At 41.2% G+C, this 15092-nt stretch carries 11 protein-coding genes and 1 other RNA gene; 3 read left to right on the top strand and 9 right to left on the bottom strand.

Annotated features, from left to right (window positions below; all coding sequences use genetic code 11):
- Positions 1-13: 13 nt before the first annotated feature.
- A complete protein-coding gene (locus ACQY73_RS32295; RefSeq protein WP_428658369.1) occupies positions 14-1693 on the bottom strand; it encodes an amidohydrolase in 1680 nt (559 codons plus the stop codon).
- A gap of 646 nt (positions 1694-2339) precedes the next feature.
- Between ACQY73_RS32295 and ACQY73_RS32290 the strand changes: the two genes are divergently transcribed.
- Entirely contained in the window at positions 2340-3059 is a 720-nt protein-coding gene (locus ACQY73_RS32290; RefSeq protein ID WP_428658367.1) for a LytR/AlgR family response regulator transcription factor, read from the top strand.
- Here ACQY73_RS32290 and ACQY73_RS32285 read toward each other — a convergent pair.
- Complete coding sequence (locus tag ACQY73_RS32285; RefSeq protein ID WP_428658365.1) at positions 3056-4381, bottom strand: sensor histidine kinase; 1326 nt, start codon at positions 4379-4381, stop codon at positions 3056-3058. The two genes, ACQY73_RS32290 and ACQY73_RS32285, sit on opposite strands and share 4 nt — an antisense overlap.
- A gap of 776 nt (positions 4382-5157) precedes the next feature.
- Between ACQY73_RS32285 and ACQY73_RS32280 the strand changes: the two genes are divergently transcribed.
- Both ACQY73_RS32280 and ACQY73_RS32275 read left to right on the top strand, forming a co-directional pair.
- Positions 5158-5880, top strand: coding sequence for a LytR/AlgR family response regulator transcription factor (locus tag ACQY73_RS32280; protein WP_428658363.1), 723 nt, complete (start codon positions 5158-5160; stop codon positions 5878-5880).
- Positions 5881-6063: 183 nt separating this feature from the next.
- Positions 6064-7353: an alpha/beta hydrolase family protein gene (locus ACQY73_RS32275; protein WP_428658362.1), complete on the top strand. Its 1290-nt coding sequence runs from the start codon at positions 6064-6066 to the stop codon at positions 7351-7353.
- 281 nt (positions 7354-7634) lie between these two features.
- On the opposite strand, the gene ACQY73_RS32270 is transcribed toward ACQY73_RS32275, so the two are convergent.
- From ACQY73_RS32270 to rbfA, 7 genes are all read right to left on the bottom strand, one after another.
- Entirely contained in the window at positions 7635-9200 is a 1566-nt protein-coding gene (locus ACQY73_RS32270) for an OmpA family protein (RefSeq protein WP_428658360.1), read from the bottom strand.
- Positions 9201-9258: 58 nt separating this feature from the next.
- An RNA gene (gene rnpB / locus ACQY73_RS32265) (RNase P RNA component class A) lies at positions 9259-9665 on the bottom strand.
- A gap of 99 nt (positions 9666-9764) precedes the next feature.
- Complete coding sequence (locus ACQY73_RS32260) at positions 9765-11072, bottom strand: DUF4403 family protein (protein ID WP_428658358.1); 1308 nt, start codon at positions 11070-11072, stop codon at positions 9765-9767.
- 262 nt (positions 11073-11334) lie between these two features.
- Positions 11335-12990 carry a beta-N-acetylhexosaminidase gene (locus ACQY73_RS32255; RefSeq protein WP_428658356.1) on the bottom strand — a complete coding sequence of 552 codons (1656 nt, stop codon included), beginning with the start codon at positions 12988-12990 and terminating at the stop codon, positions 11335-11337.
- A gap of 52 nt (positions 12991-13042) precedes the next feature.
- Entirely contained in the window at positions 13043-13378 is a 336-nt protein-coding gene (locus tag ACQY73_RS32250) for a tRNA-binding protein (RefSeq protein WP_428658354.1), read from the bottom strand.
- Between the two features lie 42 nt (positions 13379-13420).
- On the bottom strand, positions 13421-14494 hold the full coding sequence (pheA, locus tag ACQY73_RS32245; protein WP_428658352.1) for a prephenate dehydratase: 1074 nt from the start codon (positions 14492-14494) through the stop codon (positions 13421-13423).
- Between the two features lie 75 nt (positions 14495-14569).
- On the bottom strand, positions 14570-14950 hold the full coding sequence (rbfA, locus tag ACQY73_RS32240) for a 30S ribosome-binding factor RbfA (protein WP_428658350.1): 381 nt from the start codon (positions 14948-14950) through the stop codon (positions 14570-14572).
- Positions 14951-15092: the final 142 nt, after the last annotated feature.

Raw genomic sequence — 15092 nt, 5'->3', positions numbered from 1 at the left:
TTTGTTATAGGTATTATTCTTTTCCTGCCTCTATCTTAGTCTTCTTCAACTCTTCTTTTTGATCATCACGAAGCGTAGGGTATTTGATGCCTAATTGCTCTAAATACGTTTTGTACTTGGTGGGATCGTAGTAATATTTAGAGAGTTCAGGTTTGAATTTCTCCATAATCGTGCGGTTTAAGTAAATAGCCGGCACTTCTTTGGGCGAGATCAACGGTTCGTATTTCATCTCTTTTGTCTGCTCATTCTTGTAATACGCCCATGCTTCTTTGATGATTTCGGGATTTAAAAGCATATCAATCAAGGTCATCGCCTCTGCTTTTGCCCCATACACCACGCCTTTGTGCGCAATGGGGGTTGCCATCGAAATCGCATTGGCCCAGTGGTGACCGGGCAGTCCCGGAATATTGGACGGATAACGTAACACTACCGTTGGCAACGACCAGGAAATATCGGCAATGTCATCCGAGCCACCGCCCAAAGACATACCTTGGCCACCCATCATGCGCGTAGGTGAGTCTGCCGGCAAGCCAATCGTATCAATTTTCATAGCCAACCCTTCTACTTTAGGGGCCTGCAATTCTTTTTGAGATGCTTTTGCCAACATTTGGTCTTCTTCCGACCACGTTGGCAGACCTACTTTCTTAATATTTTGGTACATGGCTTCAGCAATGGGTTTACTGAAATGCCCGGGCCAAGCGGATCCCAAAATTTCGTACGAAAATTTCGTATCCGTCATTAAGGCCGCCCCTTCGGCGATTTTGACCCCGATATCAAACAATTTTTTGATTTTAGGGTAAGAGCGTTCACGGAAATAATACCAAACAGCGGCTTTGGAAGGCACAACATTGGGTTGGTCGCCTCCATCCGGAATGACGTAGTGCGAACGTTGAGTTAATTCCAAGTGCTCGCGACGAAAATTCCAACCTACGTTCATTAACTCTACGGCGTCCAACGCACTGCGACCGCGCCAAGGTGCACCTGCCGCGTGAGCAGCGGCCCCTTCAAAATTGAAGCGTACCGAAACCAATCCGTTATTACCGGCATCGCCGTACGAAACTCCTAAATTATTGGCTACGTGCGTAAAAATACACGCATCCACGTCTTTAAAGTAACCATCACGGACAAAAAAGGCCTTAGCACCTACCAATTCCTCGGCTACTCCCGGCCAAAGGACTAAGGTTCCGGGAATTTTTTCCCGCTCCATAATTTCTTTCACCGCCAACGCCGAGATAATATTTAATGCCTGACCGGAATTATGGCCTTCGCCGTGGCCCGGAGCACCCACTACGATAGGATCCTGGTAGGCAACGCCCGGTTTTTGCGAGGCTTTGGGAATACAATCCACGTCAGAACCAATGGCGATAACGGGCTTACCGCTCCCCCATTTGGCCAACCACGCCGTCGGCATATTGGAAATGCCTTTTTCAATGGTAAAGCCATTTTTTTCCAACAAATCAGTCAGATACTTAAAGCTTTCGACCTCCTGAAAGCCCAGCTCGGAAAAACTGAACAGCATATCGTTGATCTGTTGCCCCATTACAGCGCGTTTTTCAACGCCGGCAACAGCATCTTGCTTGAGTTTTTCGAGACGTGCCTGTTCAGGAGTAATTTTGGGAGCTTTTTTGGATTGTGCCCAGCTCAATGTACTAATGGCTGCAACGAGCAGCGCGGTGTAGAGCGTTTTTTTCATAGTTTGGGTTAAGAAAAAGTGTAATTTACCCAAAAATAGAAAAAAACGCTTAAAATCGGTTTACATCGACGAAAGTAAATTTATAGTAGAATTATAAAATCAATTCCTGCATTGCTTCACCGCAATCAATACACTTATACATTCTTATTCCAATATTTATCTATCTATAACATACAGCAAGTCCATAAAAAGACAAAGCACAGCGGATTTCGCTGTGCCTGTACTACTATACTCAACGTTATGAAAAATCTTTATGCCCGAAAGGCAGTTTCTCGTTTATCTATCTTGAAACCAACCTGTATGGGAGTACTTATTGTAAATATCTCAACTTATTTTATCTATAAAAAGTATCATTATTTTTAGTCCCGCAACGCTATTGTGTTCTTCCTCTCAAGACTACAATTTTAATTTATGCCCGTTCTCCGACTTCTAAGCAACGTTTGAACTATTTACTCGTTATAAATTCGCTTATTTGCCATATTTTTTACAAATATAAGTCAAAACTTATATATTATTTATTTCTATCAAATGAATGAGCATTTTATTGGCATGAAAACTGTAAAAAATTTAATGGATTCTTAAAATATGAGAAAAGCCCGTTATTTTTGGACTGCGATATTCGTGCCCGGTATACTTAGCCTAACAGATGAAAAATACATTTTCTGCCCTCATCGTTGAGGACAATCCGCTTGCATCGGCAGAATTGACCGATTATTTGGCAAAAACGAATATGTTTGAGCCGCCTACTGTTTATACGACCGTAGCGGACTCTTTCAATTATCTTAACCACCAAACGGTAGATATACTTTTTTTAGATTTGGATCTACCTGATCTGCCGGGTCTCGAATTATTGAAGTTACTTCAAAAGCGTCCTCCGGTAATAATCACTTCTCTACACATTGACTTGGCCGTCGACTGCTTCGACTTTGATGTTGCTGATTTTCTTACTAAACCTTACTCGTATACTCGCTTATTGCGAGGCATTCACCGAGCTATTCGAAAACAAAACTCACTTGTATCACTTCCCGAACCAACCCCTTTAAAAAAGCATATATTTCTTCAAACAGGGCGTTCTTCGGCGCGTTTCGAATTAAAGGATATTTTATACATTGAGGCCTACGGCGTTTATGTAAAAGTAATGACTGCCTCGGGAGTAGTGGTTGTCAATCAGATGCTGTCAAACATAGAAGAAAATCTTCCGGAAACTTCATTTTTAAGAATACATCGCTCTTTCGTAGTAAACCTTGATCATCTTAAACGCATTGAACCTAACGACTTATGGGTTGGAAGCCATCAAATCCCGATCGGGCTCTCTTATAAAGAGAAAGTACGTCAAAAGCTGAAGAATGACGGAATAATACCTTAGTTTTGCAATTTGGGCAATGTAAAATAAAATGTACTGCCCACTCCCTCTCGGCTGACAGCCCAGAATTCCCCCCCAAGTTTTTGGATAAACTCACGACTTATCCATAATCCCAGACCGCTTCCTTTTTCGCCTTGCGTACCGAGTGTGCTTGAGCGGTAGGTGCCTGATAAAACCCTTTCCAGTTCTGTCAACTGAATTCCTGTTCCGGTATCCTGTATGGAAATTATTATTTCATCTGGCTTTTCATCAGCTTCAATTGTAACAGTACCTGAAATGAATGAAAACTTAATGGCATTACTCAGTAAGTTTCGTACTATTAGTTGCAGGTGATTTTCATCGCTTAACCCGATCGTTCTGCCGTCAATATTATTATATACCAGAAGTTGTTTTGCGTTTATTTCATCCTGCAAAAACAGGATTGTTTCCTCTACCACTTCTCTGAGCGGGATTTCTACAATGATACTTTTATAGCCACTTAGCTGCATATTTGCCCAATTCAGCAAATTACTGAGCAGTTGACTTACGTCCTTGGTTTTAAGCTGTATTTCACTGATCGTACTTTTAGATTGCTCTACCGAAAGTTTGCCTTCATTTAACAATTTTATGGTGGCTTGTAAATTATATAAAGGAGAGCTAAGGTCATGGCTTATCACAGCAAACAGATGGTTTTTAAATTGATCTAATTCCTGTAAATCAAGTGTTTGTTTCGATAACTGCTCATTTCGTTGCAATAACAAGGCTTGGTATTGCCGGAAAATAGACTTGGTGAAGTAAATGCAGGCGCATATAAAAAAATAACAAACTGTAAAATTCGTGACATTGGAATAATAATTCCGGAATGTCCATTCGTAAGATATATCTTTTATAACCAGCAATATTATCCAATAAACAGTCCCATTAAATACAATCGCAGCAATTTGACGATAACCCTCAAAAAACACTACTCCCACAGCTAAAAGGCCTACTATTGCAGTTTGTGTCTCATCTACTTCGCCCAGTCTTCGATTAACACCTGCTACAACCATTATAATAACATGAGCTAGCAGAAAAGCATACACAAAGCCAATAATGTAGTGATGTGTTTTAAACAACAGGTAAAGCGGTAGATTGACCAGCCATAAAACGGCAATCATTATGATGGTTATGAAACCATACCCCCAAATGCTGTCAAGTATAGCTAGGGAAAGCTCAAGCAATACGCAGCAAATATTCAATACATTGCACAAACGAATACGTTGTTCATCTAAGACTGATAGTCCGGAATGGATGCCCGTATTAAGAAGAATCTGCCAATACGATCGAGCTATAACAGTGAGTTTCACGAGAAAGGATAAATATCCTAAAATGATTGAGTGTAAAGGGATATATCTGCTATTTGACGTATTGTTCTTTGATTGGTCACAAATTTAAGAAAGAAAAATATTTACTCATTAGGTACAACCCTCTTTCTGCAAATTGGTTTTTGCTGCTTTTTAACATTCATTAAGACCGTTAATTTCATTTTAAAGGATAGCAAGAGCACATTCTACCGGCAGCAATCTCTTAAAATCCTTTTATCAAGAAGCATATACTGAAGCGAATCTTAGTACCTGTTTCACCTTGCAATGAAAAGATGCCTTTCAATACTACGTATAACAAAAGAAGATGATATTTTTCTGATTTACTCCTATACCTCCCCGCAAGAATTTTTTATATTGACCGGATAATCAGGTCAAAGCCTATCTTATAAAAAAATTAGAAGTTGAAAAGAGAAAGACTGAATGGAAAACTTCTGAATTACTTGAGATGTGACACACTTGATAGAAGTGTGCCGGCATGCTTTCTGTTAAGTTTCTATGGAATTAGAAAAGAGAAAGAAAAAATTAAAGCAGGGTAAAATGATATGACAAAAATACATTGAGTATTTTTACAATACACAGAATACTAATGAACAAGACCTTTTTTTAAGTAAAACATGCAAAAAAATATATAAATAAAAAAAAAGGCAATTTACTATTTGAAATGACTTTAAATTGCAAAGCTTTTCAGACCTTTATAGCATTCAATAACACTGTTATCTGTTTGTATAATATTACTAATTACATATATAGTACGCGATATGGAACACAAACTTGTCCCTTTAATAGTTGAAGACGATCCACTTGCTCAAAAAAGTTTAAGCTATCTTCTTACCAAAACCAATATGTTTGAAGAAGCTGTTGTATGTGGCACTGTTACTGAAGCTTTTGAATATCTCAATAGAAAAACAGCCGATATTATATTTTTAGATATTGAACTGCCTGATTTATCAGGGTTAGAGTTATTAAAACTTTTTCCGGCTCATGCGCCGGTAGTGGTTACTTCTTCTCACGTAGAGATGGCGGTTGAGTGTTTTGATTTTGATGTTGTTGATTTTCTTACTAAACCTTTTTCATATACCCGTCTGTTACGTTCTATCCAACGTGCTACCAAAAAATTACCTGATCAACAAGTCATTCCCGAGAAAGCGCCCGTCAAAAACTACATATTTCTGCCCACAGGTCGCTCAACGGTACGATTTAATTACAGTGATATCTTATACATTGAAGCCTATGGAGTATATGTCAAAATCGTCACTCCTGACGGCACAGTAGTAGTCAACCAAATGTTGTCAAATATTGAAGAAGTGCTTCCCCAAGATCCTTTTTTAAGAATACACCGTTCTTTTTTGGTAAATCTCAACCATATCAACCGTATTGCTACCAATGAAGTAAGGGTCAGCACGTTTTTTCTGCCCATCGGAATGTCATATAAAGAAAAAGTAGCGCAAAAATTAAAAAGCAGCGGATTGTTAAACGAATAAACTACGCTCCTCTTTCTTTTATACTATTCTACTTCCTCTCAGTTAAACTATCCGATTCACTTAGCACGATTTTTACTTCTTCATTATAAAAAACCTTTCATTGCTTTTATAAGATATACGGTTGTTCTTAGCAGCATGTATCAGGTAAGTCTGTGTTCTTTTTCCTTTCATTCTAAACATATTATGAAAATCTATCCCCTTTTTTCAGCTTTAACAGCGTGTTTTTTACTGTTTTTTTCTCCCCTTAGCTTTTGTCAAACTAATTTTGTAAATGGTGATTTACTACCCGATGCTCCTGAATTGGCAGCGCGTGGAAAATACAGTGTTGGAGTTCAAATGTTAAAGCTGGTTAATAATAACCAATTGAATATCCTCGCTAAAAATGGCAAAGATTCTCTCTATGATCGACCTCTGACCGTTGAAATTTGGTATCCTGCCGTCATTCCATCAAACAAACAGCAACTTGTAGAATATGACGAAGTATTGGGCTCAAGCAATGACCCAAAAAGACCATTGAAACCTTTCAAATTCATGGGACGTGCTTTACGCGACGCCCAAGCCGACAAAGCCGACGGCCCTTATCCGTTACTTATTGTTTCTCATGGGTATCCGGGTTCTCGATTTTTACTGACTTATCTAACTGAAAATTTAGCGTCTAAAGGTTACATTGTTGTAGCCATTGATCATACAGAGTCTACATTTAGAGATGCTGCAAATTTTGCAAGCACATTACTCAATCGGTCGTTAGACGATTTATTTGTTTTAAACGAAATGTCCAAATTGGGTCAAAAAGAAGGCAAAACCTTTCTTTCCGGTTTAGTTAATGCGGATAATACAGCACTAATCGGCTATTCAATGGGAGGTTATGGCGCACTCAATGCCGCCGGAGCCGGTTATAGCGCTCAAGCAGTAAAGTTCTTTGGACAAATCTCAGGAGGCAGCAAAGCATTGGAAAAACGGATGTCAGGAAACGAAGCATTTAATGCCTCATTGGATAAACGGATTAAAGCAGTAGTCGCTTTTGCGCCTTGGGGAATGGAACGGGGCGTATGGGATGCAGAGGGATTAAAGGGGTTGAGTATCCCTACCTTCTTCGTGGCAGGCAGCCAAGATGATGTTTCAGGATATGAAAAAGGCATAAAAGCTATTTATAACAGCGCTGTCAACGCCGACCGCTATATGTTGACTTATATGAATGCTCGCCACAATGTAGCCCCAAATCCTCCTCCTACCGAAGCACTCGCTGCCGGGTTGCCGCTTGATGAATACCTGCGTTATGCAGAACCCGCTTGGAGTGAGCGCCGTATCAATAATATCAACCAGCATTTTGTAACGGCTTTTTTGGGAAGCCTTCTGAAAGGGCTGGACTATAAAAAATACCTGGAACTCAAAGAAAACTCAAACGAAGCTACGTGGGCCGGATTCAAACCCCGTACATCCGTTGGTCTGGAATTAAGACACACAAAGCCTTAGATATATTTGACTGAGTTTTAGGTCTTACAGGAAAAATATTGCTCCGACGGTCTCGAACAATCCGCCGGTTGCGCCGGTCGGGTTGTGAACAACCCTTCGCACGGCTTAATGTGTAGAGTGCATAGGGTTGCTCACAACCCGACTGACCGCCGATAGTCGAAACAACTATTTCAAATACCCTACTTAAAGAATAATTTCAGGAGGGATAAAACAGAAAAAGGGCAGTTTGATAAACAAACTGCCCTTTTTCATGAATTCTATATTTTACTCAGCGTTTACTTCTATCGCTGACGTTTCTCTTTCGCCGGTTTGCTTGGTTCCTGATCTTTCTTCTTACCGGTACGGAAACCTGCCGGATAAGTAGAACGCAGATCGCTCATTGGCAGAATTCTAACTTCTACACGACGGTTACGAGTCATACCTTCTACTGATTTGTTATCAGCAAGCGGACGAAGTTCTCCGTAGTATTCAACAGTGATACGGCTTGGATCTTGCAGACCGTTACGGATCAGGTAACGTTTAGCAGCTTCTACACGACGTTTTGAAAGTTGAACATTATAGTTGTCAGAAGCACGGGCATCGGTATGGCCTACAATAATGGCACGGCAATTAGGTCTCAGGTTGAGCAAATCAACTACCTGGCGAAGAATTTGCTGCGAAGGATCTTTTACGATGGCCTTGTCAGTATCAAACTCAATATTTCCAAACATTGCCTCACACTCTTCTTTCGGCAAGTTACGGGCAATGATATCTTTAATGTATTTGTCAAGATCCATGGCTACCCCACCTCCGGATACGATACTGTTTGCCGGTGTACTTGGTTCTTTGTCGAAAAGATCCGCTACACCGTCACCGTCTGAGTCAGTAAACAAACGAGGATCAACGGGTTTCGGCATGTTGGCCTTCGCAATTGAATCCGCTTCTTTCATATTAGGATTGTATGGAGGCGGAATCAAAGCCAATGGGTTGGTATAACGTAAGTGATAACGGCCTTTGGCAGGGTCATGAACCCAATTTCCTTTAGCGTCTTTCTTAGCCATAACAGCACTTTTACCCATTTTATAGGTAACGGATATGCCAATGCTTCCCCATTTATCCTGTTTAGAATCTCCTTTTCTAAATGTCCAGATGTCCTGTCTGGCGTATTGTTCGCCACCGCCACCGCCATAGGTAACGTCTAATTTTTCTGTATTTACGTGATTTAAAGTAAAGTCTATTCCAATATCTATACGAGGTGAAGCTTCAAAGTGAATGGCTGAGCCAATTGGGACTACTATTTCGCGGGTGTAAGTAGAACCGTCACGTTCCCATTCTCCGGCTGTTTTGGAACTCTTGTTGGTATTACTGCGAATAAGTTCTGTTCCTTTATTGGTGCCTAAGCGGTAAACTCTTGAATTATACCACATATAGCCATATCCTACATAAACATCCCATTTCCAACGTTTAAGTTTATCATACCCAAACAAGATAGGCTTAAGGTTGGCATGTGCATTGAGTGAAGTTTGGAGAAATCCTTTTACCTCAAAATGAGCGTTATAGATTCGTTGTTTTGAACCATTGAGGTTTCCTGTCCAAAAATTAAGGCTTGCTCCGAAGATTGGTGACACCTGCTTGTGCAGTGCCAGACCCAGACCACCGGTAATATGTTCTTCCGGCCCCAGCTTAAAGTCGTGCTGACGTAAGTCGCCATAAAATTGCGTAAGAGCGGGAGTAATTGTCAGCGCCCATGTATTCAATTTGTTGGGACCTTCATAGCCGGCGCTTTTAGGGGCGGGAGCTTGAGCATTTATTTTCGTCAATGCAAACGATACAAAGAATAGAGTGGACAGAAAGTTGACTTTTTTCATGGGCAATGAATGATTGTTATTTACTACAAAAAGGTAATACCAACATTTTTAAAATAATAGTGTATCAAGTCTTATAAGCCGGATTCTGTTCCCTGACTTTCATCAGGACTCTTATCATTTATCTGGTTCAAACGTCACCGTCTGAATCTAGCAACCTACCCATGCCGATATCCCGTTGAAGAGAATTGGAGCGAGTAACTCCAAGATCGGCACTTATTTGGTCTTTCAGCCCGTAAGGTTTACCATGCCTCGCTTGTCACCAATTGAGCGGTGGGCTCTTACCCCACCCTTTCGCCCTTACCCCGACTTCGAAAAATATCCGAAACGAGGCGGTTTGCTTTCTGTTGCACTTGCTGTCAAATCGCCGTCGCCAACGACTTGCCTTCCTGTTAGGAAGTACGGTACTCTATGCTGTCCGGACTTTCCTCCCCAAAATAAATTTGGAACGATAAGACGGACCCGATTACACTATTGGGCACAAATCTATGAAGAGTTGTGCTCTTTAAAAATCAAATAAACAGAAAAAAATCGTAAAAACCATAAACAGGCATTCAATTTTTTGACTTAGAGCAGGCCATCAATTTTAACTTCAATGCGCCCTTTTGCCACAACCAACGCCACCAATGAGGTAGGGGTCAGATAAACCTGATCAGGGGTCAGCGTATCCAAACGTCCTCCCAAATCTATTCCTTTGGCTACTTTACGATTACTAAGTTGTTGACGAATAGCTTTTTGGGCTTCGTCGATTTGTGTGCCTATCGGAAACACAAATTGTTGTTCGATTTGCTTGGCAAAACGCCCCTGTAACAACCAATTTGCGGTTTGAACAAGCACGTTTCGGGTACTCAAATCATAGTCTACATTTTTTAAAGAAAGTAAACGAGTGGCAGCATCGTAGTAAGGAACTCCTTTCAAATAGATGACCCCGTTTATACTGCCCTTCAAACCTGCTTTAATGACCAACTTGTCGTTTTGACCATAAATAGCGACTTCGGTCACTTCTACTTTGTATTTACCTTCCTTGAAATCGAAGGTTTTTCCTATAAATTGAGCGGCTGCCAACCGAGAGGCTTCCTCGTAAGGTACTACTCCGATCAGGCCAATTTGAAAACCTTGCGGCACATCGTTGGTAATGATAAGATTAGGCACATCAACGACCGGCTTCGTAACGGGCTTTTCTCCGATCAATGTTTGTGTAAAACCTCTGATCCCTAATGTAGCTCTGATTTTACCGTTTTGAACTTCAAAAGGGGTTGCTAAAATATCGGTTGGAGTAATGATCAACCATGTTCGGTATTCTTCCGAGATCATGCGCGGTTCACGAATCAGGTTCCAGGCCTGAATCACGTATGGTTTTATAATGAAATTCTTACGAACGTTATCATCAATGGATTTGGATATTGTACCTAAGTTCTCCGATATCTTACGACTTACCAACCCTGTGATGGGAATATCTATTCCGGCTACCTTGATGCCGGGTTTTGTCACCCAATCAAAACCCGCCGAGACCGTTTTTGTATTTACCTGCCAGTCAGGATCAATGCCGAAACGGGTCATAAATTTGAGGTTAATTTGAAATTCCGTGCTTTGGCTACCTGCTATTTCAATGCCTAACGGTGCTATTTTATACGCTTTCTCAGCCCATATTTTTAGCGGTACGGTATAAAACAGCAGTGAATCTCTGGCCTCAGCAATAATAGGTGACCTTTTCCATACTTTGATCTTGAAATTATCCTGATTGTCGTCGTTAAAACTATTGTCTTCGTAAATTACTCCCTGTACCTGAGCATTCAGGTGCTTTGTTACTTCAGCAATCGACAGCTCTATGGGTACGTGTACTACTGACTTATGTTTTTCACTTTGGATTTCCATGTTTGTATGTTGATAAGCCTCAGCAGGGGCTTTGGGCTGGGTAGTCATGGGCGCTTTACAGCCAATGAGTAAACCGGAAAGACCAAAAAATAAACTATAAACTAATGAAGGAAAAGAGTCTAAAAAAGTGTGCCGGAGAGCTAAAAGTTTAACACAAACTTTGTTTAAATGCATGGGGATATTTCAAAATGAATATAAGGACTCGCAAAGTTATCAAAACAAGCTACAAGTCCTCTAATTTACGTTTAAAAAGTCCTTTTTCCTATTTTTTCAAAGGCCATTGGTAACGGAACTTTTTGTTGGTCGGCGCCCCGAAATAATTAACCTCCAAGTAATCCAGTCGCTTTTTGTGAATGTCCAGTCGTTTTTTAAAATCTTCGGTATTTTTAAGATGTTGGGCTGTCCATCCCACTTCGGCCAACGCAATAGCGCGTGGAAAAGCCATGTACTCTACATAGTCGGAGGTTGGCATGTATTCGGTCCATACATTTCCCTGAACGCCGAGAATATGCTTGGCTTCATCAGGTGTCAGATTGGAGGACGTAGGATTGTAAGCATAGGACTCTTCCAAGGGGGTTAATCCGCCAATCGCAATGGGCTGGGTCTTGGCATCCACTTGATAGTGGTCCAAATAGCAAAAATTTTCGGGTGTCATGATGGCATCGTGGTGTTGTTTGGCCGCTAATACTCCCCCTTCTGTTCCTCGCCAACTCATAATGGTGGCGTTGGGAGAAATTCCTCCTTCCAATATCTCATCCCACCCGATCATTTTTCGCCCCTTAGACGTGATAAATTTATCAATACGACGGATGAAATAACTCTGTAAATCATGCGCATCTTTGAGCCCTTCTTTTTTGATCAGTTCTTGACAAAAAAGACTTTCTTCCCACTGATTTTTGGGGCATTCATCGCCGCCGATGTGAATGTATTGGCTGGGAAAAAGATCAATAACTTCCGTTAAAATTTCTTCCAGAAAACGAAATGTTTCTTCTTTGGGCGCAAATACATCATCGTAAACGCCCCATTTTGTGCCTACTTTATATATTTTGTCGGGGTTATTGCCATACTGCGGATACGCTGCCAAAGCCGCTGAAGCGTGGCCGGGCATTTCAATTTCGGGGATTACGGTTACAAAATGCTCTCGTGCGTAATTGACAACTTCTTTAATTTCTTCCTGCGTATAAAAACCGCCGTAGGGTTTGCCATCGTATTTCTGATCGTTATAATGCCCCAACATGGTTTCTTTCCGTTGCGAACCGACTTGCGTTAATTTGGGGTATTTTTTTATTTCGATCCGCCATCCCTGATCATCGGTCAGGTGCCAATGGAAGGTATTCATTTTGTGCAGGGCGATCAGATCAATGTATTTTTTGATAAAGGCAACCGGATAAAAATGCCGCCCAACGTCAAGCATTAACCCGCGATAGGCATAACGCGGTCGATCTTCAATGTAGCAACAGGGAACGCTCCATTTTATATTTTCTGCCCTTACAGAGCCGTAGATCTCCGTCGGCATTAACTGCAACAATGACTGTAATCCGTAAAAGAAACCTTTGGGTTGTTCGGCGGTAATGATGATTCGTTTAGGCGTAACTTCCAGAAAATATCCTTCCTCACCCAATTTATGGTCTTTGCTCATCACAAAATTGATTCCGTCTTTTACCCGAAAATTGCCGGCAAAAACTTTCGTATCTTTTCCGGTAACTCTTCCGATCCGATTGGCCAATTCTTCGGCCAAACGACGCAGCATAGGGTCTGTACCTGCAACGGCTATGATCGGATCAGGAGGAAGAATAAATGAACCTTCTTTCGGTTCCAGAAGTAAAGGCTTGGGAATGATCGGATAAAGACTTTGACTGAAAACGGGACAAATGGCCCAAAGAAGTAACAAAAACAATGAAAAGGCACGTTTTTTCATAGATTCGGTAAGGATTTTAATCAAAAATGAATAGCTGTTCTACCTATAATCCTTACGCTAATCGGCTTCCGTTGGGCACCCAACGTTCCGGTTGTGACAAGACCACTTCTCCGTCGGGTAATATAAATCCTGTAACCAATACTTCAGAGATAAAATCAGCGACCTGTTTGGCGGGAAAATTGGTTACACAAATGACCTGTCGGTTGAGAAGTTCCGCTTTAGAATACAACTTGGTTACCTGCGCAGAGCTTCGTTTTATGCCTATTTCCTCACCTAAGTCTACCCATAATTTGCAGGCCGGTTTTCGGGCTTTTGGAAAATCTTCTACCTGAACGATGGTTCCTGCGCGCAACTCCACTTTTTCGAAATCCTGCCAACTGATGCTCATTTTATTATCGGAAAAAGAAAGTTAAAAGAACACAAACGTTTTTTATGCATTCTTCACATAACTGCCGAGCCACTTGATATAGCTGCGGTGTTTTTTGAATACTTTTTCAACGTTCTCATCTTTAAAATAGCCTTCCAACTCAATAAAAAACCAGAAATTAAAATCTTCGCTTCCTTTGTAAGGACGGCTTTCGATTTTAGTAAGGTTGATATTCAAGCGTTTAAAGTCCTGCAAAAAGCCGGCGAGGATACCCGGTTTATCGGTATCAGGCAGTCGGGCAATGATGGTGGTTTTATCGTTCTCGCTGGGTTGGTTGACAAAATCCTTGGCTAAGATAAAGAAACGGGTTCTGTTGTTGCCGTTGTCTTCAATATTATCAAACAAAACCGGCAAGCTGAACAACCGGGCAGCAATGACGGAGCAAATAGCGGCGCTTTCGGGGTCTTCTGCCGCAAGTTTGGCCGCTTTGGAGGTAGATTCAACCTGAATTTCTTCGGGCTGGGTTTGTTCAAAATATTTATTCAAAAATCCTCGGCATTGACGAAAAGCAATGTCTTTGGAATAAATACGCTTGATCTTGGAAGGGTTTTCGGCTTCTGTTGCCAACGCAAAATGAACAGGAATCTTCAATTCAGCGGCAATGTTGATGCTGGTTTCATTGAGTAGGTCTACGGTTTCGTACACGATTCCTTCCTGATTGTTTTCGATGGGAATGACGCCGAATTTTGCCCGTCCTGTGTCTACTGCCTCAAAAACGGATTTGATGGTCGGTAAGGTCATGTATTCACTCATGGCTCCAAAACGGCTTTCGGCGGCCTGATGCGTAAAGCTGCCTTCCGGGCCTAAATAAGCGATTCGTTCAGGAAGTTCGATATTACGGGCCGCGGCAAATATTTCCAGATAAATTGCCTCAATGGCATCAGAAGTAAGCGGCCCTTTGTTGTGGGATTTTACACGGTCTAAGATGGCTTTTTCACGTTCAGGGCGATAAATGACCGTTTTTGTAGCTCGTTTTAATTCACCAACTTTATGAACCCACTCCATTCGACGATTCAGAAGTGTCAATAATTGGTTATCTAATGCATCTATTTCTTGGCGAATCTGTTCTAAAGTCATGGTTTAGGAGTCAAAAAATGAAGGGTTGAGTCTGTTTCCTCACCCCTTCAGGTCAATAGGTAATAACACTGAATTTTATAACTGATCTTCGTCTTCTTTAGGAGCCGGCGGAATGGTCAATCCCGCAAAAAGAGAGTCCATTTTTGCCGCATATTCGGCGGTATCATCCAAATAAAAATGAACTTCAGGAACAATGCGCAACTGATGGCGTACACGTTGCCCCAACAATTGCCGTATTTGTTTACTGCGCTCCTGAATCTGCTCCAAAACAAGTCCTTTGTTCTTCACCGCCAGGAAACTCAAATATACTCTTGCGACACTTAAGTCCGGCGACATTCTAACGATAGTGACAGTTATAAACGCATTGTCGAACCAAGTTCGACCTTCTTTTTGAAAAATATCGCTCAGATCTTTTTGTATTTGTCTGGCAACTTTCTGTTGTCTTTTGGATTCCATAGTCAATTTATCTTTTACGATTGGCCGCTGTTTGTATTTACTTCTATTTCAGGTTCTGCCAATATTTATTAAGACAGGCACAAAGGTACGAAATTCTATTTATCTAATTTGGTACGGTTTTTGTTATTAGCCTTGTCAATGC

Origin of the sequence: Runella sp., assembly GCF_965279615.1 — a bacterium.
Taxonomy (GTDB): domain Bacteria; phylum Bacteroidota; class Bacteroidia; order Cytophagales; family Spirosomataceae; genus Runella.
The sequence above is the reverse complement of the archived record's forward strand: the minus strand, read 5'-3'. Positions and strand labels throughout refer to the sequence as shown.

Excerpts from the sequence above, each read along its gene's own strand:
- ACQY73_RS32295 (WP_428658369.1), bottom strand. The coding sequence starts at position 1,693 with ATGAAAAAAACGCTCTACACCGCGCTGCTCGTTGCAGCCATTAGTACA.
- ACQY73_RS32290 (WP_428658367.1), top strand. The coding sequence starts at position 2,340 with ATGAAAAATACATTTTCTGCCCTCATCGTTGAGGACAATCCGCTTGCA.
- ACQY73_RS32280 (WP_428658363.1), top strand. The coding sequence starts at position 5,158 with ATGGAACACAAACTTGTCCCTTTAATAGTTGAAGACGATCCACTTGCT.
- ACQY73_RS32275 (WP_428658362.1), top strand. The coding sequence starts at position 6,064 with ATGAAAATCTATCCCCTTTTTTCAGCTTTAACAGCGTGTTTTTTACTG.
- ACQY73_RS32270 (WP_428658360.1), bottom strand. The coding sequence starts at position 9,200 with ATGAAAAAAGTCAACTTTCTGTCCACTCTATTCTTTGTATCGTTTGCA.
- ACQY73_RS32260 (WP_428658358.1), bottom strand. The coding sequence starts at position 11,072 with ATGGAAATCCAAAGTGAAAAACATAAGTCAGTAGTACACGTACCCATA.
- ACQY73_RS32255 (WP_428658356.1), bottom strand. The coding sequence starts at position 12,990 with ATGAAAAAACGTGCCTTTTCATTGTTTTTGTTACTTCTTTGGGCCATT.
- ACQY73_RS32250 (WP_428658354.1), bottom strand. The coding sequence starts at position 13,378 with ATGAGCATCAGTTGGCAGGATTTCGAAAAAGTGGAGTTGCGCGCAGGA.
- pheA (WP_428658352.1), bottom strand. The coding sequence starts at position 14,494 with ATGACTTTAGAACAGATTCGCCAAGAAATAGATGCATTAGATAACCAA.
- rbfA (WP_428658350.1), bottom strand. The coding sequence starts at position 14,950 with ATGGAATCCAAAAGACAACAGAAAGTTGCCAGACAAATACAAAAAGAT.